Raw genomic sequence first — 21,026 nt, 5'->3', positions numbered from 1 at the left:
CCTCAGTGTACGACAGCGTCATCCGGTTTCGGATTGTCACTGCTGCCAACCCGATCGCCAATCAAAAGCCCTTCGGCGCCTGCGGTGACCGGCACGGTGTCGCCATCTTTGATATCACCGGCCAGCAAGGCCTCCGCCAGCGGGTTCTGCAAGGCGCGCTGGATCACGCGCTTCAAGGGACGTGCACCAAACACCGGGTCATAGCCTTCATCAGCAAGCCACGTTTTGGCCAGCTCGTCGAGCTCGATGCCGATCTTGCGACCTGCGAGGCGCTTTTTGAGCCGCGCAAGCTGGATATCGACAATGCCGCCCATATCTTGGCGGGCCAAACGGTCAAAGATGATGGTCTCATCCAGACGATTCAGGAACTCCGGCCGGAAGTGCGCGCGCACAGCATCCATGACATCGCGACGGGCGTCAGCCGCATCAGCCCCTTCAGGCAACTGGCTCAATGCCTGTGCCCCAAGATTGGACGTCAGAATGATGAGCGTCTGCTTAAAGTCCACTGTGCGGCCTTGACCGTCAGTCAACATCCCATCGTCGAGCACTTGCAGGAGCACATTGAACACATCGGGGTGTGCTTTCTCGACCTCGTCAAACAGCACCACCTGATAGGGGCGACGCCGCACGGCTTCGGTCAGAACGCCACCTTCGTCATATCCAACGTAACCGGGAGGTGCACCGATCAGGCGGGCCACCGCGTGTTTCTCCATGAATTCGGACATATCGATGCGCACCATGGCGCTGTCGTCATCAAACAAGAACTCCGCAACCGCTTTGGTCAGCTCCGTTTTACCCACACCTGTCGGGCCAAGGAACAAGAAGCTGCCCAATGGGCGGTTCTCATCGTTCAGCCCGGCGCGTGCGCGGCGCACCGCATTAGACAAGGCCGTCACGGCAGCGTGCTGACCAATCACCCGGCGGTGCAGGTCATCTTCCATACGCAACAGCTTGTCACGTTCACCTTCCAGCATTTTTGACGTCGGAATACCGGTCCAGCGCTCCACCACTTGGGCGATCTGCTCTGGGCGCACAGCTTCTTCCACCGTCATTTCGCCTTCAGCGTTTTCGGCCTCTTCGAGCTTTTTCTCCAGATCGGGGATCACACCATAAGACAGCTCCCCCGCACGGGCGAGGTTGCCGGCGCGTTTGGCGATGTCCAGATCGGCGCGGGCCTGATCCAGTGCTTCCTTGATGTCGCGGGCAGAGGCGAGTTTGTCGCGCCCAGCCTGCCAAGTGGCGGTCATCTCGGCGGATTTTTCCTGCAGATCAGCGAGATCCTTTTGCAACGTTTCAAGCCGATCCACCGACGCCACATCATCTTCCAACTTCAGCGCTTCTTCTTCGATCTGCAATTGCAGAATTTGGCGATCAAGCGCATCGAGTTCTTCAGGTTTGCTGTCGACCTCCATACGCAGGCGCGAGGCAGCCTCGTCCACAAGGTCGATGGCTTTGTCCGGCAAGAACCGATCGGTGATGTAGCGGTGGCTGAGTGTGGATGCGGCCACCAATGCGGAGTCCGAAATCCGCACACCATGGTGCAGCTCATATTTCTCTTTGATGCCGCGTAGGATCGAAATGGTATCTTCCACTGTTGGCTCTTCCACCACAACCGGTTGGAAACGGCGCGCAAGCGCGGCGTCTTTCTCCACGTATTTGCGGTATTCATCCAGCGTGGTGGCACCGATGCAGTGCAGTTCTCCACGCGCAAGCGCTGGTTTGATCAGGTTGGCCGCATCCATTGCGCCTTCTGATTTACCCGCCCCAACAAGGGTGTGCATCTCATCCACAAACAGGATGATTTCGCCGGCAGCCTCTGTGACTTCGGTCAGAACGGCCTTGAGACGTTCTTCGAACTCGCCACGGTATTTGGCACCCGCAATCAACGCACCCATGTCCAGCGCCAACAGCTTCTTGTTGCGCAAAGATTCAGGCACGTCGCCGTTTACGATGCGCAAGGCCATGCCTTCCGCAATCGCGGTCTTACCCACGCCCGGCTCCCCGATCAGCACTGGGTTGTTTTTCGTGCGGCGACTCAGAACCTGCATCGCGCGGCGGATTTCATCATCCCGACCAATAATGGGGTCAATTTTACCCTCAGCAGCGCGCTCTGTCAGATCCTGCGCGTATTTGCTCAGCGCCTCATAGCCATCTTCGGCAGACGCCGTATCAGCGGTGCGGCCTTTGCGGATGTCGTTGATGGCGGTGTTGAGTGCTTTGGCATCGACGTTGCCAGCCACAAGCGCCTCTTTGGCTTTGGACTTTACCATGACCAACGCCATCAAAATGCGCTCAACAGGGACAAAGCTGTCGCCCGCTTTTTTGGCCAGCGCTTCGGCTTCGCTCAGCACTTTCGCAGAGCTGTTGTCCAGGTAGGGTTGTCCCGTGTCACCCGACACTTGTGGTTGTTTTTCAACGGCTTCATCAACAGCGGTGCGCACCTGCGCGGCGGAACCGCCTGCGCGACCGATCAAGTTGGCTGCAAGCCCCTGATCATCATCCATCAATGCTTTCAAAATGTGTTCGGGCACCAGACGTTGATGGTTTTCCCGCATCGCAATGGTTTGCGCAGCTTGAATGAAACCGCGTGACCGTTCCGTGAACTTGCTCAAGTCCATGGTGATTCTCCTTCTTGTAAGCGCCCTGTTTCAGTTGCGGCGCCCGCTTTGCGGCACGCCCCGGGTTGGGCCTCATGTCTGATGTGGGAAGCAAGGGGTAGCAGATCAAGATTTCCAAGTGGTAATTTCTCTTTGATTTTGCTGAGTTCGCCATTTTGGGGGCAAAAGCGTGCGAAAATTCCCCTAATTTTAGACAAATTTTGCCCCAATTAAGCGTCACAGATGTTCAGAACGAGCAAAAGAAAAGGCGCGAAAAATGCATGTAACTGAAATTCAGATCTCAAACCCAACATATCGCCAGACACTGGGTGAGTTGAGCGCTGTGGTCAGCCTGAGTGGTGAAGCCCGCGACGTACGGGTGCTGTGCAATGTGCCAGCAGAAACCAAAAGCAATGGGCGTCTTGCATTGATCCGCGACGCAATCCGTCAATTGAGCCGGATGCCGGAAATTCGCACTGGCCGTGATCAGCTTTCTTTTGCACCAGGTGTGTATCCCGTCGAACGCTGACTGGACAGGTTCTTTGGACCTCGTCAAACTGGCTTCATGCCCACGCTCACTGACATCCGCGCACATTCCAAATGGCGCGACATCTTGGAAGGTCAGCCCCAGCATTTGGGGCTGATTGTGTTTTTGATGCTTGGTGCAGGGGCGTTGTTCACGCCCGTCTCTGAGATGTCGCCCGAGTTTTGGGGGCTGTCCGTCTGGTATTGGGCTTGGTCAAGCATGGGATTGGCCGTTCTGCATCAAGTGCTTGTTGCCGCAGTCTTTCGTCTGCAACTGCACCGCAATTTGGTCACGCGTCTGTGTGGTCAAAACGATCTTGCGATCTGGACCGCCGTGTTCATCCCCCTGCTCGTCGCCCGGCCTGTAACCGTTCTGCTCACCGGGGTTTTGGATACGCAACCAATTGGCACCCCCTATGGGCTCAACATTGGAATCGGCGTGATCTTCGTTGGGATCGCACTCTACGGCATACACTCGGTGCACCAGTATTTCACCATCCCGCGCGCGGTTGGCGGAGACCATTTCCGCGAAGAGATCGCCGCGATGCCATTGGTGGACAAAGGCATCTTCAAATATACGTCCAACGCCATGTATGGGCCAACCTTTCTTGGTCTTTGGGGCATTGCTCTGTTGTGTGACAGCTGGCACGCGCTGGTGTTGGCGGCGTTTCAGCATGTCTATATTTGGGTGCACTACTACTGCACCGAACAGCCAGACATGGCATGGATCTACGGCAACCGCTAAGCCTTGCGAGTGCCGCTGTGGCCCGCTAGAAGACAAGCGTTTGTTTCGCCCTTAGATATGTCCGGAGACCCTGCCATGACCGCTGATGACCGTTTGATTGTTGCCCTTGATGTGCCCAACGCTCTGCAGGGTCTGCAAATGGCCGAAGAGATTGGCGATGCGGTATCGTTTTACAAAGTGGGCCTTGGGATGCTGACGGGTGGCGGTTTGGCGCTGGCCAATGAGCTGAAACAAGAACACGGAAAACGCATCTTCTTGGACATGAAGCTGTTTGATATTGGCGCCACAGTTGAGGCGGCTGTGCGTGGGCTGGCGCAGTATGACCTGGATTTTCTGACCGTGCACGGCGACCCACATGTTGTTGAAGCAGCCAAAGCGGGCGCTGCGGGCAGCGGTCTAAAAATCCTCGCCGTGACAGTGCTTACGTCGTTGGATCGTGATGATCTGGACAGCTGCTTGATCAAAGGCGGTGCGATACCGGATCTGGTCTCAGAGCGCGCAGGCCGCGCGTTTGATGCCGGTGCGGACGGCGTGATTTCCTCACCTCAGGAGGCCTCTCTGATCCGCGCGCTTCCTGAATCTGAAGGTCGCTTGATCGTCACGCCCGGCGTCCGTCCCGCGGGCGCTGATCTGGGAGATCAGAAACGGGTGGCCACCCCTGCAAATGCTGTTGCTGATGGGGCGGATCATATCGTTGTGGGACGTCCTGTTTGGCAAGCCGCGAGCCCACGTGATGCCGCACAGGCCATTGTGACAGAACTCAATTCCGCACAAGCGCGACAGCCAAATCGCTGATTTTTAGGCGCAAGCCGCCAAAGGCAAGTGGTAGTTTTGAGTCACATTTGGCCGATTGTCAGCGATGAAATCCGCCAGACGTGTTTGAAAATGCGGAATGCCTCTGGGGTGGTTCAGGTACCGGCGCGGAGACATTAGTTTCCAGCGCTGCCCTTCATCTCCGAGCTTAATCTTGTCGGCGAACTCGGCTCCCAATTGCGTCGCAAAAAACCACGTAAAGTGATCGTGGCGTTGGTAGCGACGGGCCCACACAACATCGCGTTCTGTCAACCGCAGACCAATCTCTTCCTCGGTTTCGCGCAACGCACAGGTCAACGCAGCCTCGTTGCCTTCGCGACCGCCACCGGGAAAATCCCAATACGCAGGCCATGGAATATTCGGTTTGTCGTCGCGCAGAACAGACACCAACTTATCACCCACAAACACAATGAGCTTGGAGCCACGATAGGCTCTGTCAGGGAGTGTGTGAAATGCTATAGTCATAACTTAATCCGTGCGAAGTAGTCTAATGCCAGCAGTATGCCGCGATTGTCTTAAGGAATTGGAAACCACAAAAAGGTGTCCACAGTGTGGCAGCCTGCGTGTGACATCGCATCCAGAACTGTTCGACCTTTCCATAGCCCATATGGATTGTGATGCCTTTTATGCAAGTGTCGAGAAGCGCGATAACCCGGATTTGATCGACAAGCCGGTGATTATTGGCGGTGGAAGACGCGGCGTGGTCTCCACGGCCTGCTACGTTGCCCGAATTCGCGGCGTTCGCAGCGCAATGCCCATGTTTCAAGCACTCAAGCTCTGTCCCGATGCGGTGGTGATCAAGCCGCGCATGTCAGTCTACGTTGAAGTCAGCCGCGCGATCCGCAACATGATGGACGAGCTGACGCCAGTGATTGAGCCATTGTCTCTTGATGAGGCGTTTCTTGATATGACGGGCACTGCGAAACTGCATGGTGCACCGCCGGCAGTGATGCTGGCGGGTCTGACGAAACGTATGAAAGACGAGTTGGGCGTGACCGGATCGGTTGGTCTTTCGCACAACAAATTCCTTGCGAAAGTGGCGAGTGACTTAGACAAACCGCGTGGTTTCTCCGTCATTGGCAAAGCTGAGACCAACGCGTTTCTGGCCAACAAGCCAGTCGGATTGATTTGGGGCATTGGCCCGGTGGCACGCGAAAGTCTGGAACGTGCCGGCATTCGCACCTTCACGGATTTGCTGCGGTGGGAACAAGACGACCTGATCGCGCGGTTTGGCAACATGGGCTATCGTTTGTGGCATCTGGCGCGCGGGCAGGATCGCCGCAAAATATCCGCCAATGCGCCCATGAAAAGCATCAGCAATGAGACCACCTTTTTTGAGGACACCGCAAATAACGACGTCTTGGATGGCCACCTTTGGCGTCTGGCAGAGAAGGTGAGTGACCGCGCCAAAGCCAAGGATTTGGCAGGGCGGGTGGTGACGCTTAAACTCAAACGGGCGAATTTCAGCGCGATAAGCCGACGAGTGAGCCTGCGCGATGCCACACAGATGGCCGACACAGTGTATCGCACGGCGCGCGGTCTGTTTGATCAGGTTGGCAACGAAGGTCCGTACCGGCTGATCGGCGTCGGATTGGCGGATCTTGTGCCTTCTGCTCAGGCCGATTTGTCCGGTGACTTGCTTGATCCGCAGGCGACACAACGCGCCAAAGCAGAACGCGCCACCGATGCCATTCGCGAACGGTTTGGGTCAGACGCAATCCTCAAGGGACGTGCGATGCGGTAGTCACTCTGGCAGAACGCCCTCGGGCCAGCTGCGCGCGTATTGCGAAATGCACAAGAGCACATCAGCACCCGGCAACACTTTGCGCACATCCGCCAACATCACCAAATTAAGCGTGTCGATCTCTTTTGCGGTGAGCGCCTGACCGGGATTGTAGTAGACACTGACCGTGTAAAGGCGTCCCTGCTTGATCACCGACATATCGGTGATTTTGCCCGGCACATCTGCCACGCTGTTGCGCAAAGCGCGCCGCGCTTTGGCGATGACATCTGGTCGTGCGGTAACCCCCAGCAATTCGCCCATGCCACTGCTCAAATCACGCAGGATTTGACCCACCGCAAACAGGCATAGGAAGAACACAACGATGCTATCACCGATCGGTGCAATGGGGGCAAGAATGCCATCACCAAACAGGTAAATCACGCCAAGGCCAGCGGCTGTGGCCACGGTCAAAATGCCGTCGATGGCAGCGGCTTTGGATTCCAATTTGAGGATATCGCTCACTTTGCCGGTTTTGGACCACGTGCGCCGATGAATCGCCCAGAGCGTAAAACATGTGACACCGATCACTACAAAATACACCATCATCGGCTCGTAGTTGAGTTCCGCAATCGGCTCACCTTGTAGGTAATCAAAAATGTTCATCCCCGCTGACGCGCAGGCAAATAGGATCAGACCAATCAGCGACAGCGAGCGGAACGTGACAAACACAGCCTCGTCCGCAGCATACCCAAAGGGTCGAAACCGATCTGGCGCGGCATCGATGTTGCGGCTGATCCTGCGCGCAATATAGGCGGAGGTGAACGCGATCATCGAAAACAGCCCATCCATCAAAATGGCCGTAGAGTTAGACAAAACCGCCGCCACGATCCCTGCCGCCCCCATGAACAGACTCCCCGCCATGGCAAACGACAACGCGCGCATTTCGCGGGATTTGATTGAGTGTGCGTCCATTGGCCTCTCGCCCTCACTTTGTTGGCACCACGATAGTGGTGCAGGCAATAGAAGCGAGCACAAACAGCGCAGCGACACTCAGTAGAGGAAAGGCACCAATTTCGCGGTCTTGGCGGCATAGCGTTTGAAGTCTTCGCCGTACCGCTGCGCAAGGTAGGCATCGAGGCTTGGAATATGGAAGAAAACAAAACTGACTGCCATGAACAGCGGCACGGCAAATGCAAAAACCGACGAGGTCAGAATGGCCCAGCCTGTGAACAAAAGCACGTCACCAAAGTAGTTGATATGCACCGAATACGCGAAGAGACCACCCGTGAAGCATTTCCCCTTCGACTCCGCACGTCGTTTCCAAACCATCCGTTGAAACTCTGAACCAGAGTTGAGGTATGACCCCGTCACCAACAGCAGAAAACCGACCCCGTCTAAAGGGCCAAACGCCTTTTCCTCACCGGACAGAAATCCCGCACCAAGCAACAGGAACCCGATTTCAAACACCGCAATGAATCCCGTCAACCCAAGCGCTTCGAAAAGCTCCACCCGACGTTTGAGCAATATAAACAAGGTGATCAGATGGCGAAAGAAGTAGATCATGGCGCAAACCGCCAGCAGTTTTGCGCGCGCGCCATCTGGCCAATCAAATCCACCAAATGCGAGCCAAAAACACACGGCCACCAAGCCGGCATGTAGTCCGGCGAAAATAAGTTTGGGCCCAAATGATGCCGCATGACGACGATCAACGCCGCCGGATTTTGAATGAGCTTGGGACATGACTGTCTCCTTTTACAAAACGCAACAAATCAGGCGCACGCCGTCGCGCAGGACAATGGCCAGGGCGCAGACCAAAGCGCCATCAAAGAGAAGAGTTTCTGTACTCGGGAAATTCCACATGAATCACCTTTATCGACCAACTGGACTATTTTCCATTTTCTCTAGACCCGCTTGCAAATACGTGTCAACATTTATTTAGACCAAATGGACTAAATAAAACGATGCCAAAAATTGTCGACCATGATTCTCATCGCGCCGAACTGGCCTTACGAGCCGCTTCGTATTTTTCCGAGCACGGCTATGGTGGCGTGAGCATGCGGAAAATAGCCGCGCACCTTGGGGTCTCCAAAAGTGCGCTTTACCATTACTTCCCAACAAAAGAGGCGTTGTTTTTGGCCAGCACCGAAGCCGCAATGCAGGCCATTCCAGCACCCGATGCGCTGTCCGCGGCAACGCCTGAGGAGCAAATGGCACAATTGAGCGCGGCAATGGCGCCGTCATTTGGTGCAGAGATGGCCCTTTTGTTTGATTATCTGCGCGGCAAGACTGCGGCTGAGATTGCTGCGGACGACGCTATGCAGCTTGCTCTTTCCGCCTATCGGTCCACGGTGGCTGGGATCGTTGGAGACGACGCAGCAGATGATGCGCTCGATCGCCTATTGGGACGATTGTTGATGGGCTATTTTCGGGGCGCGCCTCGCTAAGGGCACGTCGCAAAGGAGCTGGACCTACCCCAAAAAGGCAGGTCTCAGGCCACCAGTCCGACGTGGCCCAACCTGTTAAAAACACTTAGTCGTATTTGCGCTGATCTTCGATCACGATACCATCTTTGGGCAGGCTCCCTGGCGCCACAATCTGTACGATCCCTTTGAGCTTCAACGCATCGGCAACCGACGCACCATAGGCATCAGCATCGCCGCCGGGGGACTCGATCTGCACCGTCATGACATCCATTTCACCGGCGCGCGTGGCGATCACACGGGCTTTGGCAATCTCATCATGTTTGGCGACCAACGCTGCGACCTGCTCAGGGCGCACAAACATGCCTTTGATCTTTGCTGTTTGATCGGCGCGGCCCATCCATCCCTTGATACGCATGTTGGTGCGCCCACAAGGGCTTTGACCGGGCAAAACGGCGGAGAGGTCACCCGTGGCAAATCGGATCAGCGGGTAGTCGGGATTGAGCGTGGTCACCACAACTTCACCGACCTCTCCCGGCGCGACCGGTGTCCCGGTGCCAGGTGTCACGATTTCCACAATCACGCCTTCGTCGATGATCATGCCTTCCATCGCATCAGATTCATACGCGATGGAGCCCAGATCTGCGGTCCCATAGCCCTGTAGGCAGGTGATGCCGCGATCCGCATACTCTTGACGTAATGACGGGAACAAGGCACCGCCGCCGACTGTGGCCTTGGTGATGTTGAGCGTCTCACCCATCTCCGCCGCCTTATCGAGAATAATTTTGAGGTAGTCAGGCGTGCCCGCATAGGCCGTGGTGCCAATATCGGCGGCGGCGCGCACTTGCATTTCCGTCTGGCCAACACCAGCGGGTAAGACCTTCGCACCCACAGCCCGTGCGCCGCTTTCAAACATCATGCCTGCTGGGGTCAGATGGTAGGAAAAGCAATTTTGCACAATGTCATGTGCTCCGATCCCCACGGCGTGCAGCACACGGCCAAAGCGGAACCAATCAGTGGTGTGCCCACCGGGCTCATAGATCGGACCGGGCGACTGGAACACATGGGCTATGTTGGGGTTGGACAGATCGGCAAACCCACCCAATGAACCGGCGGCTTTCTGCGCCGCGCCAAGTTCAGATTTGCGCAACACGGGCAAATCCGCCAATGCCTCTGCAGACGTGATCGTGGCTGGATCAACGGATGACAGGCTGTCCACAAACCCCGGTAAGGCTTTTGCGCATGCAATCTGATCAGGCAGAGCTTGGGCCAGATCATTGGCACGCTTGTCGGCGCTGCGGATTTCCAACTCGTCAAAAAAGCGGCTCATGGTGCCATCCTTTGTTGTTCACACGCCACGCCTATGTGGTGGCAAAGAGCGACCGGGCCGCTGGCCTTTCGGGGCGCTGCGGAACGGCTCGTTTGATGTGCCCATCTGGGCAGTCGGGGGTGGATCGGCGTCAGTGTTTTGAATTGACCTGATCCGGTTTGATCTTAGCTGAGCCAACGTTTGCGGCGGCGATAGGAACGCACGTCACGAAAGGACTTGCGCCCTTCTTCTGACATGCCGAGGTAGAATTCTTTCACATCCGGGTTTTCGCGCAGATCCGCGGCAGGGCCGTCCATCACCACACGGCCAGATTCCAAAATGTAGCCGTAATGCGCAAAGCGCAGCGCCACATTGGTGTTTTGCTCCGCCAGCAGGAAGGTGTTGCCCTCTTTCTCGTTGAGGTCTTTCACGATGGTAAAAATCTCCTCCACAAGCTGCGGAGCAAGACCCATTGAAGGCTCATCGAGCAAAATACACTCGGGGCGACTCATCAGCGCTCGGCCAATGGCAACCATCTGTTGCTCCCCACCGGAGGTATAGCCCGCCTGCGATTTGCGGCGTTCTTTGAGACGTGGGAAGTAGGTGTAGACCTTTTCCAGATCGGTGGCGATCTCGGCGCCGCTGCGGGTGTAGGCCCCGGTCAGAAGGTTTTCCTCAACTGTCAGATGCTCAAAACAGTGACGGCCTTCCATCACCTGGATCACACCCTTTTTTACCAAAGCGGCAGGATCCAAGTCCGCCACGGACTCGCCGCGATAATTGATCGAGCCTTTGGTGACTTCACCCCGCTCGGAATGAAGCAAATTGGAAATGGCTTTGAGCGTGGTGGTTTTGCCAGCGCCGTTGCCTCCCAAAAGCGCGGTGATACCGCCCTTGGGCACAGACAGGCTCACACCTTTGAGCACGAGGATCACGTGATTGTAGATCACCTCGATATTGTTGACCTCCAAAAGGGTCTCTTCTGTGCGACCAGCGTCAAGCATGTGCGGTGTCTTTCTTTGGCGTTTGGAGTGCCCCGGCCAGTTGCATCCGGCCGGGGCGTTTGGTGTCTAACGTGGCTTACTTACAGCCAGCTTCGATGTTGTTTTCTGCCGCATAAGCCGCAGAGTCTTCAGAGATCAGACCACCGATCACGTCCATGTCGGTTTCTTTAAAGTCAGAAATCATGGACCATGTCTGCGCCGCAGCGTCCCACTGAGTCACCCCAACGAGGCCGGGGCCACCGTGGTTTTCACAAGAGACGTTGAAGGATGGACCAAAGTTGGGCATGCCCAGTGCTGTCATTTTGGCCTCGTCGATGGACAGGGCTTCCATGCCATCGCGCATCTGACCGGCAGTAATGTCGCTCACACCGTGGATTTCCTGAGCGGTTTTGGCCGCTTCGGCTGCAAGCATCGCTGCGTACATGCCACGGTTATAGAGAACGTTGCCAACCTGATCGCCAGCGCCAGCAGCCTTGCCCGCGTCGACCACATACTTCTGCATGTCAGCAAACACAGGGAAGTCACGACCCACGTTGTGGAAGGTCAGCGCCTTATAGCCATTGGCAGAGTCACCCGCGGACAGAACGTCATGCTCTGCGCCAGACCACCAAACGCCAATGAAGTTTTCCATTGGGTAGCGAATGTTCGCAGCTTCCTGAATCGCGACTTGGTTCATCACGCCCCAGCCCCACATCAGAACGTTGTCAGGCTTTTCACGGCGAATCTGCAACCACTGAGATTTCTGCTCCTGACCGGGGTGGTCAACGGGCAGCAAAGTCAGCTCAAAACCGTGCTTTTTAGACAGTTCTTCCAGCGTACGGATCGGCTCTTTGCCGTAAGCGGAGTTGTGATAGACCAGCGCAATTTTTTTGCCGGCAATATCACCACCATTGCTTTCGAGCAGGTAGTTGATCGCACCTGATGCGCCGTTCCAGTAGTTGCCAGGGTAGTTAAACACGTGGCTGAACACTTCGCCGTTTGCAGCAGACGTACGGCCATACCCCATGGAGTGAATTGGAATATCATCTGCGGTGGCTTTTGGGATCAGCTGATAGGTGATGCCCGTCGACAAGGGTTGATACACCAGCGCGCCTTCGCCTTTGGTGGATTCGTAGCATTCCACACCTTTTGCGGTGTTGTAGCCGGTTTCACACTCGATCATTTTGATCGGAACGCCACCGATACCACCGTCGCGCTCATTGAGCAGAGTGAAGTAATCTGCATAGCCATCCGCAAAAGGGATGCCGCCTGCGGCGTAAGGACCAGTACGATAGCTTAGCGATGGGAACACGAGGTCCGCCATTGCCGGAGCCGCTGCCATCACGGCGGTCAGCGCCATGGATGCGAATTTCAATTTCATCGGGTGTTTCCTCCCTTGGTTTTTGTCCGATGGTGAACTCAGAGCCTCCCCGCCCCAAGCTTTGGTCATGGCCCCGCCGTTAGTGCGGGAAGGGCCACAGCCTCAGTTTCTCCTTGGCCACGCGCCACAGTTGGGCGAGGCCATGAGGTTCGGCGATCAAGAATATGATGATCAGCGCCCCCACAATCAGGAATTCGAGATGTGCTGCGATATCGGTTGGCCATCCAAGGCCACCCACAAGCACGTTTTTCAGAAAGACCGGCATCAGCACCAGAAAGGCCGCGCCCGCAAAAGAGCCAAAGATCGACCCCAAGCCACCAATGATGATCATAAACAGCACCAAGAACGACTGGTTGATGCCAAAGGCCTCACCCACTTCGACCGCGCCGAGATAGACCGAAAAGAACAGCGCCCCGGCGATACCGATAAAGAACGAGCTGACGGCAAAGGCTGAAAGTTTAGCTTTCAGCGGGTTCACACCGATGATTTCGGCGGCAATGTCCATGTCACGGATCGCCATCCATTTGCGCCCCTGCATACCGCGCGTCATGTTGCGCGCCACAATGGCGGACAGCGTGACAATCACGAGGCAGAACAGATACGGCGCCCAGGCCGTGGTATTGGGCCCTGTGACGGCAAGGCCAAACACGGTGCGCTCAGGTGCGGAAATCTGGCCAGAGGCCGAATAGTTGTAAAACCACGGCACCCGGTTAAACAGCCAGACAAGGAAGAACTGCGCGGCCAGCGTAGCCACCGCAAGGTAGAAGCCTTTGATGCGCAAGGACGGCAGACCAAACAGCACGCCAACCCCAGCAGTCACGCCACCTGCAAGCAGCACATGGATAAAGATGCTCACCTCTGGAAAGCTGGTCATCAGTTTGTAGCAGGCATAAGCCCCAACGGCCATGAACCCCCCGGTGCCCAAAGATACCTGTCCGCAGTAGCCCACAAGGATGTTCAGGCCGATCGCCGCAATCGAATAGATCAGGAACGGCAAGAAGATTGCGTTCACCCAGTAATCGTTGATCAAAAAGGGCACCGCCACAAAGGCGATCAACATCACAACATAGTATCGATACCGATCAAACTTGATCGGGAACGTCTGGTTGTCGTCCGCATAGGAGGTTTTGAAATCGCCCGCTTCACGATAGAACATCAGCTGCTCTCCTCGTTGTATTCCATTTCAAGGTGGGACCGGTCCGCCCGGTTCCGTCGTTTTGCATAACCTGTGGCCTCTGCGTGGCGCACAAGTTGAAAGAGTGTCCAAGTGCCGATAATCCCACCAAGCGCAGCCACAAGAGCGGCTGTTGTCATCTGCTTGGGTTGAGAGATGTCGCCAGAAATCGCGAGATAACCGAAGGTCCAAAAACATAACCACGCCACAACGTTGAGAATGGCAATCAGTTTGGTCATTCGTCCGCATCCTTCTTCACGGTCATTTCGCTCGCCAAAGTCTTCAGTGCGTCCATAGCGTTCAGCGAAGCTTGGCGGTTTGGGGCCGCCAGGCTGATCACCGACTGACAACTGCCACATTCAAAAGACGTCCCTTGGGACAATCCCATCATGTCGACTGGAATGGCGGTTTTGCAGTTTGGACAGGGGACCGTGGCTTGCATGTCTGCCTACACCCTCTCGATGATCTTTTCGCCAAACAGACCCTGTGGTCGGAAGACGAGGAAGATCAGCGCCAGCACATAGGCAAACCAGTTTTCAGTGGCGCCCCCAACCAGCGGGCCGATGGTGAATTCGAACAGCTTCTCGCCGACACCGATGATCAGACCACCCACAATGGCGCCTGGGATTGAGGTAAACCCGCCAAGCATGAGCACCGGAAGCGCTTTCAGCGCGATCAGAGACAGCGAGAACTGAACCCCGGATTTGGCACCCCACATAATGCCCGCAACCAGGGCGACAAAGCCCGCAACCGACCAGACCATCACCCAGATAAAGTTCAATGATATACCCACAGACAGCGCAGCCTGGTGATCATCTGCCACCGCGCGCATCGCACGGCCCTGTTTGGTGTACTGGCTGAACAGCACAAGCGCGACCACAAGGATGGCGGCGATGACTGTGGCCACAAGATCCAGACGATCAAGGAAGAAGCCATAGAAGTTCTCGTTGCCCATTCCGAGCCACTGGGTGTTTTCTTCAATCCAGAAACTGCCGCCCTGAGGAAGACCCACATCCAGCTTTTTGATGTCAGAGCCCCACATCAGATCGCCAAACCCTTCGAGGAAATAGGCCAGACCGATGGTCGCCATAAACAGAATGATTGGCTCTTGGTTTACCAGATGACGGAACACAAATTTCTGCACCGCCCAGGCCAACAAAACCATGATCGCCATGGTCAAAAGGATCGCCAAAAGCGCGGGCACGTGCCACCCAAAGTGGTGAATTTCAGTGCCAAGAGCGGCGTTTATCAGATGGGCGAAGGGAATTTGGCCCTCCATGATTCCCACCAAAGTCAACGCCGCAAACAGCGCCATCACACCTTGCGCGTAGTTGAAGATGCCCGACGCTTTGTAGATCAACACGAAGCCCAGCGCGACGAGGGCATAGAGCACCCCTGCCATCAGGCCATTGAGCACAACCTCGGTGCCGTAAAGAAGACTCTCAGGCATCAGTCACGCCTCCGAATTTAACTTGAAAAACAGGGTGTGGTTTAGTCATGTGCCACCCCCAGATAGGCGTCGATCACCGCCTGATTGTTGCGCACGTCATCAGGCGTGCCGTCGCCAATCTTTTTGCCGTAGTCCATCACAACCACCCGGTCAGACAGATCCATGACCACGCCCATATCATGCTCAATCAACGCAATTGTCGTGCCAAATTCATCATTCATATCGAGGATAAACCGAGACATATCCTCTTTTTCCTCAACGTTCATGCCGGCCATGGGTTCATCCAACAACAGGATGGAAGGCTCAGCCGCCAGCGCGCGGGCCAATTCCACACGTTTTTTCAAACCATACGGCAGTCGCCCAACCGGAGTTTTGCGGATGCTCTGGATTTCCAGAAAGTCGATGATCTTCTCCACAAAGGCGCGGTTCTCGACCTCTTCTTTCTCAGCTTTGCCTTTCCAGATCGCCTGCGCAAACAGCCCGCTGTTCATCTGACGCAAACGGCCGGTCATCACATTGTCGAGCACTGACATGCCCTCAAAAAGTGCGATGTTTTGGAAGGTGCGGGCAATGCCCTGTTGCGCCACTTGATAGGGTCGCATCGGAGGACGTTTTGCACCCTTGTACCAAACCTCCCCTTCCTGCGGCACGTAAAAGCCGGAAATCACATTCAACATAGAGGATTTCCCGGCCCCGTTTGGGCCAATGATGGCGCGGATTTCACCTTCTCGAATGTCAAAAGAAATGTCGGTGATCGCCTTCACACCACCAAAGCGCAGCGTGATGTTTTTCATCTCCATCACGGTTGGGCCAATGGTGCGACCGTCGTCTGTGACGTAGCTGTCGTTGCTCATGTCGTTCATTCTGCTGCCACCTTGCTGGCCACGGGCACAACTCTGGCATCACACAGCGTCAACGTTGCGCTGATGCTGCCTTTGCGGCCGTCCTCATAGGTCACTTCGGTTTCGGTCGAGACCGCAGACGCACCACCATACAGCGCATCAACCAGATCTTTGAATTTGTCCGCCACAATCGCGCGGCGCACCTTGCGTGTGCGGGTCATTTCACCGTCATCCGCATCCAATTCTTTGTGCAGCACTAGGAAGCGGTGGATTTGGCACCCGGCCAGCATTGGATCAACGGCCACAGACTCGTTGACCTTTTCCACATGGCCTTGAATGGATTGCAGAACCTGTGGATGGCCTGCCAGCTCTTGGTAGGAAGCGTAAGGAATGTTGTTGCGCTCTGCCCAATTGCCCACCGCCGTGAGGTCTATGTTGATGAAGGCAACGCAATTGTCCTTGCCATTGCCAAACAGCACCGCCTCCAGAATGTCGGGATAGAACTTCAGTTTGTTCTCGACATATTTGGGCGCAAACATGGAGCCATCAGCCATTTTGCCCACATCTTTGGCGCGATCGATAATGCGCAAATGACCGGAGCCTTCTTCAAAAAACCCGGCGTCACCGGTGGCCACCCACCCTTCGGCATCTTTGGTCGACGCAGTGCTTTCAGGGTTGTTGAAATACTCCACAAATACACCGGGGGAGCGGTAGTAGATTTCGCCATTGTCGCCGATCTTGATTTCCACATCAGGGCTTGGCACGCCCACAGTGTCGGCACGGACTTCTCCGTCCGGCTGCGCGGTGATGAACACGGTGGCTTCGGTTTGGCCATACAGCTGTTTTAGGTTGATGCCGAGACTGCGGTAGAATTCGAAAATCTCAGGGCCAATCGCCTCGCCCGCCGTGTAGCCAACCCGCACGCGGCCAAAGCCAAGCGTATCTTTGAGCGGCCCGTAGACAAGAAAGTCACCGATTTTGTACTTCAGGCGATCCATGAAGGAGACCGGCTTGCCATCCAAAATGTCGCCGCCCACCTTTTTGGCGTGCTCCATAAAGTGCAAGAACATACGGCGCTTCAGCTTACCGGCATCTTCCATACGGATCATGACATTGGTCAGCTGAGTCTCAAACACGCGGGGTGGGGCAAAGTAGTAGGTTGGTCCGATTTCGCGAAGATCGGTCATCATCGTCTCAGCCGACTCAGGGCAGTTGACGCAGAACCCCGTCCAATAGGCTTGACCGATTGAGAAAATAAAATCCCCGACCCATGCCATTGGCAGATAGGCGAGGATTTCCTCACCCGCACCAAGGTTGTCAAACTCTGAGGAATTCTTGGCGCTTTCGATCACGTTGCGATTGGAGAGCACCACACCTTTGGGCTTGCCGGTGGTGCCGGATGTGTAAAGCATCACACAAATGCTGTCATAGGTCAGCTTGCCGCGGCGCGCCTCTAGGTCGGTGATCCACTCATCTCGTGCTGCCCTGCCCTGCGCTTGAATGTGGCTGTATTCATGCAGTTGGTGGTGATCATACTTCCGCAAACCGCGTGGATCGATGTAGATCATGTGCTCGAATTGTTTCAGGCTGTCCTGAATGTCGATGATCTTATCAACCTGCTCCTGATCTTCCACGATGGCGTATTTTGCCCCGCAATGACCCAAGATGTATTCCATCTCTTCAGAAGCGCTGTCGTTGTAAACTGGCACAGGCACAGCACCCACAGACTGGGCGGCAACCATCGACCAATAAAAATACGGGCGGTTGCGCCCGATGACGGCAATAAAGTCGCCCTCCTGCACGCCCAAATTGATCAACCCGAGGGCCAAGGCCTCGATTTCTTTTTCAGTGTCTGCCCAAGTCCAGGTCTGCCAGATCCCAAACTCTTTCTCCCGATATGCATCTTTGGTGGCATATTGGGTGGCGTTACGCTGCAACAGCGCCGGAATGGACGAAAGTCCACCGGTCGCCTGTGACGACTGTGCCAAATTATCTTCCTCCCTAAAGCCCGCCGGAGCGAGCCAAAACCGCCGAAACGATTCCTCCACCTCTAGTGGTGCTTGTTTCAGACTGTGGGTCAACTTTTTCCTGAACATTTCCCAAACCTTACGAATTGTAACAAGGTGCAATTCACCCTTTCCGCCGCCCCGAAATGGGTGTTAGCGATAAAAGGAAGGAGGCCGCTATGGCGCGTGCAAACGGTGGAACACAGGCGATGACAGTCGCCGGATTGAACCTGATCAAACAGGCCATGTCGATTTATGACAGCGATCTGAAGTTGGTCGTGGCCAACACTCGGTTCCGCGAAATGTTCTCCATTCCGCGTCAGCTGTCTTTGCCGGGGGCCCCATTTTCCGAAACAATCCGCTACTTGGTGGAAAATGGCGAATACGGCCATATTCACGATGAGGACAAAGAGGATTTCATTCAGGAACGTGTTGATCGTGCTCTGAATTTTGAAGCCCACTACTTTGAACGTCAGCGCGCCGATGGCCGTTGGGTCAGCGTTGAAGGCTCTCCCATGCCACAAGGCGGATGGGTTGCAGTGTACACCGACATCACCTCCACCAAACGCCAAGAAGCCTTGCTGCGATCACGCTCCGAAGAACTGTCTGACCAACTTCTACAATATGCCGAAGAGCTTTCGGCCACCAACCGTGAACTTGAGGCGACGGTGCAAACACTAGAAGAGGTCAAACGTCAGCTGACCGAAAGTGAAGCCCGCATGCGGCTGACGGCGGAAATGATGCCTGCGCATATTGCTCATGTGGGCCCCGACCGACATTACACCTATTCCAACCGCCGACTCAGTTCGGTCATTCCGGGTCGTCCGTCTGACATCGTGGGCATGCACGGGCGCGAGGCTTTGGGTGAAAGCGCCTATCGCGCGATCAAGCCACACATGGAGGCGGCCTTTCAGGGCAAACCATCGGTGTTTGAATTCAACGAACACCCCAGCACCCGGCGTATTCGTGTGGCCTTCACACCGGATGACAACGAAGGCACGGCGCGCGGCGTCTATGTGCTTTCCATGGACATCACCGAGGAAACCCAGACGCGCGTTGCGTTGCAACAAACCCGACGCCGAGAGATTGCCGCCCAAATGACAAGCGGCTTGGCGCATGATTTCTCAAACCTGTTGACCATCATCCTTGGCACCCAAAGTAAGCTGCAAAAAATGGACTTGCCAGAAACCGCACGCGCCCTGATAGAAGCCACGTTGGGAGCTGCGCGGCGCGGCGGCACATTGCTGGACAACCTCGCCAATGTGACCGGGCCACGCGTGCCAAAATTGGCGGCCACTGACATGCAAAGTTTTTTGACAGACATGGAGACCTTGGCGCGCCCTACAGTGGGCAAAGAGGTCTCGCTGATCATCGAAGACAGCATCCCTGATGGTGCGCTGATGCTGGACCCCGCAATGCTGCAGGATTCTTTGGTGAACCTTTTGCTGAACGCGGCCCATGCTTGTGGCCAGGTCGGCGCTGGAGGCGGCACCATTTTGTTGATTGCCGAGTTGGTGCAGAACACATGGGTACAATTCACGGTGCGCGACACGGGACCTGGTTTTTCGGAGGAAGCCCTCAACCGTGCGCTTGATCCGTTTTTTACAACAAAAGGTGCCGAAGGGTCCGGGCTTGGTTTGGCAATGGTCTATGACATGACGAAGCTGGTCGGGGGTGACGTGAAAATCGCCAACACAGAAACCGGCGGACAAGTCACGCTACGCCTACCGCTGCGCCGCGCCGTGCAAAACGCGACACCCGGTCTGGCGCTGTTGGTGGAAGACAATCCTGACCTGCGCGGGCTGATCCGCGATATGTTGACCGGCATGAAGCACACGGTGATCGAAGCGGCCAGCGTCGATGAGGCGCGTGGACTTCTGGATCAGGTGCCTGACATCAAACTGGTGCTGTCTGACATCTCGCTCGAAGGCGATGAGACCGGTGTCGATTTGATCCGCGAACTGGGGCGGGACCGCGTGCCCACTTATTTGATGACGAGCTTGCCCCAAAGCCACCACCTCTATATCGAGGGTGCGGCCCGCGCGCCGGTGCTGCCAAAGCCATTTACGGCCACGCAGCTTGATAGATTTTTGCACGCAAAGTGAGCCTCGCCATGACCGCCCCGCTTGTCACCATCTTGGACGATGAACCGGAAATCCGTATGATCCTTGCGGACGCGTTGGAAGACGCTGGGTTTCGCACCATGGCGTTTTCACGTGCCACGGAATTTGAAGCGGCGTTGAAGTCCACAACGCCGGATGTGTGTCTTGTGGATCTGGGATTGCCAGACAAAGACGGGTTGACGCTGGTACACCGGCTGGCGCTAGAGCTCGGCGCTGCGGTCATCATCATATCAGGCCGTGCACAGGTACAGGACCGCATCACCGGTCTGGAGCTTGGTGCCGATGACTACATTATCAAACCCTTCGACCCCACCGAGGTTGTCGCGCGGGTGCGAGCGCGATTGCGGAAAGAAAAAACCGCCGCCCCAGTGGCCGCCAACACAGCGGTATTCAATGGGTGGACAGCCTATTTTGATCGGTATGTTCTGGAAGACGAAAATGGCACAGTGACCACCTTCAGTCATGCAGAGGGTGAGGTACTACGTCTGTTTTTGGAAAGCCCCAAACGTTTGATCAGCCGGGGGCAAATGCAGGAATCTCTGGGTGGTGCAGCGGGTGAAAGCTTCGATCGGGCGATGGATGTGCGCATTTCACGGCTGCGGACCAAACTCAAAGAAGATCCCAAAAATCCCCGTCTTATCAAAACCATCTATGGCGCAGGCTACATCTTTCTGGGCGATGTCAGCTGGAAATAAAATCACTGCATTTGTGCAGATGACACCAAACCCACACAATATGTAGCCAAGCCCCGCAAAATAAGGTAGGCTAGTGAGAGTAGGCGGCCAGACAGCGCCGGGTGACGAGGGCATCACACCCAGAGCGCGGATGGCAAATCGCTGACGGGACGGTCGCAATGCGTTTTACCACGACGCGCGGCGTACATGGGGACTTCACAAGAATAGGTTCACTCCCGCCTTCCCCGCAGACCAGACCAT

The 21,026-nt window shown here is 55.8% G+C and carries 20 protein-coding genes; 7 read left to right on the top strand and 13 right to left on the bottom strand.

The window, feature by feature from the left end; genetic code table 11:
• Positions 1-2: 2 nt before the first annotated feature.
• A complete protein-coding gene (gene clpB / locus ABWV47_RS11965) occupies positions 3-2,618 on the bottom strand; it encodes an ATP-dependent chaperone ClpB (protein WP_353312014.1) in 2,616 nt (871 codons plus the stop codon).
• Positions 2,619-2,874: 256 nt separating this feature from the next.
• On the opposite strand from clpB, the gene ABWV47_RS11960 reads away from it, so the two are divergent.
• The 3 genes from ABWV47_RS11960 to pyrF all read left to right on the top strand — a co-directional run bounded on the left by ABWV47_RS11960 (position 2,875) and on the right by pyrF (position 4,662).
• Entirely contained in the window at positions 2,875-3,126 is a 252-nt protein-coding gene (locus ABWV47_RS11960) for a hypothetical protein (RefSeq protein ID WP_353312012.1), read from the top strand.
• A 36-nt stretch (positions 3,127-3,162) separates the two neighbouring features.
• Positions 3,163-3,867 (top strand): methyltransferase, encoded by a 705-nt coding sequence (locus ABWV47_RS11955; RefSeq protein ID WP_353312010.1) that lies wholly within the window; start codon positions 3,163-3,165, stop codon positions 3,865-3,867.
• Positions 3,868-3,942: 75 nt separating this feature from the next.
• Complete coding sequence (pyrF, locus tag ABWV47_RS11950) at positions 3,943-4,662, top strand: orotidine-5'-phosphate decarboxylase (RefSeq protein WP_353312008.1); 720 nt, start codon at positions 3,943-3,945, stop codon at positions 4,660-4,662.
• 3 nt (positions 4,663-4,665) lie between these two features.
• Here the strand turns inward: pyrF and ABWV47_RS11945 are convergent, their stop codons facing one another.
• Complete coding sequence (locus ABWV47_RS11945; RefSeq protein WP_353312006.1) at positions 4,666-5,145, bottom strand: NUDIX hydrolase; 480 nt, start codon at positions 5,143-5,145, stop codon at positions 4,666-4,668.
• Positions 5,146-5,170: 25 nt separating this feature from the next.
• Between ABWV47_RS11945 and ABWV47_RS11940 the strand changes: the two genes are divergently transcribed.
• On the top strand, positions 5,171-6,424 hold the full coding sequence (locus ABWV47_RS11940) for a DNA polymerase IV (RefSeq protein ID WP_353312004.1): 1,254 nt from the start codon (positions 5,171-5,173) through the stop codon (positions 6,422-6,424).
• Here ABWV47_RS11940 and ABWV47_RS11935 read toward each other — a convergent pair whose 3' ends face one another.
• Positions 6,425-7,375 (bottom strand): cation efflux transmembrane domain-containing protein, encoded by a 951-nt coding sequence (locus ABWV47_RS11935; protein ID WP_353312002.1) that lies wholly within the window; start codon positions 7,373-7,375, stop codon positions 6,425-6,427.
• Between the two features lie 78 nt (positions 7,376-7,453).
• A complete protein-coding gene (locus ABWV47_RS11930; protein ID WP_353312000.1) occupies positions 7,454-8,143 on the bottom strand; it encodes a methyltransferase family protein in 690 nt (229 codons plus the stop codon).
• A gap of 221 nt (positions 8,144-8,364) precedes the next feature.
• On the opposite strand from ABWV47_RS11930, the gene ABWV47_RS11925 reads away from it, so the two are divergent.
• A complete protein-coding gene (locus ABWV47_RS11925) occupies positions 8,365-8,847 on the top strand; it encodes a TetR/AcrR family transcriptional regulator (protein WP_353311998.1) in 483 nt (160 codons plus the stop codon).
• A gap of 85 nt (positions 8,848-8,932) precedes the next feature.
• On the opposite strand, the gene ABWV47_RS11920 is transcribed toward ABWV47_RS11925, so the two are convergent.
• From ABWV47_RS11920 to ABWV47_RS11880, 9 genes are all read right to left on the bottom strand, one after another.
• On the bottom strand, positions 8,933-10,153 hold the full coding sequence (locus ABWV47_RS11920) for a phenylacetate--CoA ligase family protein (protein WP_353311996.1): 1,221 nt from the start codon (positions 10,151-10,153) through the stop codon (positions 8,933-8,935).
• 164 nt (positions 10,154-10,317) lie between these two features.
• Complete coding sequence (locus ABWV47_RS11915) at positions 10,318-11,136, bottom strand: ABC transporter ATP-binding protein (protein WP_353311994.1); 819 nt, start codon at positions 11,134-11,136, stop codon at positions 10,318-10,320.
• Positions 11,137-11,212: 76 nt separating this feature from the next.
• A complete protein-coding gene (locus tag ABWV47_RS11910; protein WP_353311992.1) occupies positions 11,213-12,496 on the bottom strand; it encodes an ABC transporter substrate-binding protein in 1,284 nt (427 codons plus the stop codon).
• 79 nt (positions 12,497-12,575) lie between these two features.
• The gene (locus ABWV47_RS11905; RefSeq protein ID WP_353311991.1) at positions 12,576-13,652 is read right to left on the bottom strand and encodes a branched-chain amino acid ABC transporter permease; all 1,077 of its coding nucleotides are present in this window, start codon (positions 13,650-13,652) and stop codon (positions 12,576-12,578) included.
• Entirely contained in the window at positions 13,652-13,909 is a 258-nt protein-coding gene (locus ABWV47_RS11900; protein WP_353311989.1) for a hypothetical protein, read from the bottom strand. The genes ABWV47_RS11905 and ABWV47_RS11900 overlap by 1 nt, the downstream gene beginning before the upstream one ends.
• On the bottom strand, positions 13,906-14,112 hold the full coding sequence (locus ABWV47_RS11895) for a hypothetical protein (protein WP_353311987.1): 207 nt from the start codon (positions 14,110-14,112) through the stop codon (positions 13,906-13,908). The genes ABWV47_RS11900 and ABWV47_RS11895 overlap by 4 nt, the downstream gene beginning before the upstream one ends.
• A 6-nt stretch (positions 14,113-14,118) precedes the next feature.
• A complete protein-coding gene (locus ABWV47_RS11890) occupies positions 14,119-15,120 on the bottom strand; it encodes a branched-chain amino acid ABC transporter permease (RefSeq protein WP_353311985.1) in 1,002 nt (333 codons plus the stop codon).
• A gap of 41 nt (positions 15,121-15,161) precedes the next feature.
• Positions 15,162-15,983 carry an ABC transporter ATP-binding protein gene (locus ABWV47_RS11885; protein ID WP_353311983.1) on the bottom strand — a complete coding sequence of 274 codons (822 nt, stop codon included), beginning with the start codon at positions 15,981-15,983 and terminating at the stop codon, positions 15,162-15,164.
• Positions 15,980-17,950, bottom strand: coding sequence for an AMP-binding protein (locus tag ABWV47_RS11880; RefSeq protein ID WP_353311981.1), 1,971 nt, complete (start codon positions 17,948-17,950; stop codon positions 15,980-15,982). The genes ABWV47_RS11885 and ABWV47_RS11880 overlap by 4 nt, the downstream gene beginning before the upstream one ends.
• Positions 17,951-18,147: 197 nt before the next feature.
• Here ABWV47_RS11880 and ABWV47_RS11875 point away from each other — a divergent pair, with 197 nt between their 5' ends.
• Entirely contained in the window at positions 18,148-20,073 is a 1,926-nt protein-coding gene (locus ABWV47_RS11875; RefSeq protein WP_353311979.1) for a PAS-domain containing protein, read from the top strand.
• An 8-nt stretch (positions 20,074-20,081) separates the two neighbouring features.
• Positions 20,082-20,786: a response regulator transcription factor gene (locus ABWV47_RS11870; RefSeq protein ID WP_353311977.1), complete on the top strand. Its 705-nt coding sequence runs from the start codon at positions 20,082-20,084 to the stop codon at positions 20,784-20,786.
• Positions 20,787-21,026: the final 240 nt, after the last annotated feature.

Source organism: Shimia sp. NS0008-38b (assembly GCF_040370365.1).
Classification (GTDB): Bacteria; Pseudomonadota; Alphaproteobacteria; order Rhodobacterales; family Rhodobacteraceae; genus Shimia.
Note: the sequence above shows the minus strand (reverse complement) of the source record. Positions and strands in the feature narration are given on the sequence as shown.

Bases quoted from the DNA above. Each gene is read 5' to 3' on its own strand.
- ABWV47_RS11920 (WP_353311996.1), bottom strand. From the start codon at position 10,153: ATGAGCCGCTTTTTTGACGAGTTGGAAATCCGCAGCGCCGACAAGCGT.
- ABWV47_RS11870 (WP_353311977.1), top strand. From the start codon at position 20,082: ATGACCGCCCCGCTTGTCACCATCTTGGACGATGAACCGGAAATCCGT.
- ABWV47_RS11905 (WP_353311991.1), bottom strand. From the start codon at position 13,652: ATGTTCTATCGTGAAGCGGGCGATTTCAAAACCTCCTATGCGGACGAC.
- ABWV47_RS11925 (WP_353311998.1), top strand. From the start codon at position 8,365: ATGCCAAAAATTGTCGACCATGATTCTCATCGCGCCGAACTGGCCTTA.
- ABWV47_RS11900 (WP_353311989.1), bottom strand. From the start codon at position 13,909: ATGACCAAACTGATTGCCATTCTCAACGTTGTGGCGTGGTTATGTTTT.
- ABWV47_RS11895 (WP_353311987.1), bottom strand. From the start codon at position 14,112: ATGCAAGCCACGGTCCCCTGTCCAAACTGCAAAACCGCCATTCCAGTC.
- pyrF (WP_353312008.1), top strand. From the start codon at position 3,943: ATGACCGCTGATGACCGTTTGATTGTTGCCCTTGATGTGCCCAACGCT.
- ABWV47_RS11960 (WP_353312012.1), top strand. From the start codon at position 2,875: ATGCATGTAACTGAAATTCAGATCTCAAACCCAACATATCGCCAGACA.
- ABWV47_RS11930 (WP_353312000.1), bottom strand. From the start codon at position 8,143: ATGTCCCAAGCTCATTCAAAATCCGGCGGCGTTGATCGTCGTCATGCG.
- ABWV47_RS11915 (WP_353311994.1), bottom strand. From the start codon at position 11,136: ATGCTTGACGCTGGTCGCACAGAAGAGACCCTTTTGGAGGTCAACAAT.
- clpB (WP_353312014.1), bottom strand. From the start codon at position 2,618: ATGGACTTGAGCAAGTTCACGGAACGGTCACGCGGTTTCATTCAAGCT.
- ABWV47_RS11890 (WP_353311985.1), bottom strand. From the start codon at position 15,120: ATGCCTGAGAGTCTTCTTTACGGCACCGAGGTTGTGCTCAATGGCCTG.
- ABWV47_RS11885 (WP_353311983.1), bottom strand. From the start codon at position 15,983: ATGAACGACATGAGCAACGACAGCTACGTCACAGACGACGGTCGCACC.
- ABWV47_RS11935 (WP_353312002.1), bottom strand. From the start codon at position 7,375: ATGGACGCACACTCAATCAAATCCCGCGAAATGCGCGCGTTGTCGTTT.
- ABWV47_RS11910 (WP_353311992.1), bottom strand. From the start codon at position 12,496: ATGAAATTGAAATTCGCATCCATGGCGCTGACCGCCGTGATGGCAGCG.
- ABWV47_RS11955 (WP_353312010.1), top strand. From the start codon at position 3,163: ATGCCCACGCTCACTGACATCCGCGCACATTCCAAATGGCGCGACATC.
- ABWV47_RS11945 (WP_353312006.1), bottom strand. From the start codon at position 5,145: ATGACTATAGCATTTCACACACTCCCTGACAGAGCCTATCGTGGCTCC.
- ABWV47_RS11940 (WP_353312004.1), top strand. From the start codon at position 5,171: ATGCCAGCAGTATGCCGCGATTGTCTTAAGGAATTGGAAACCACAAAA.
- ABWV47_RS11875 (WP_353311979.1), top strand. From the start codon at position 18,148: ATGGCGCGTGCAAACGGTGGAACACAGGCGATGACAGTCGCCGGATTG.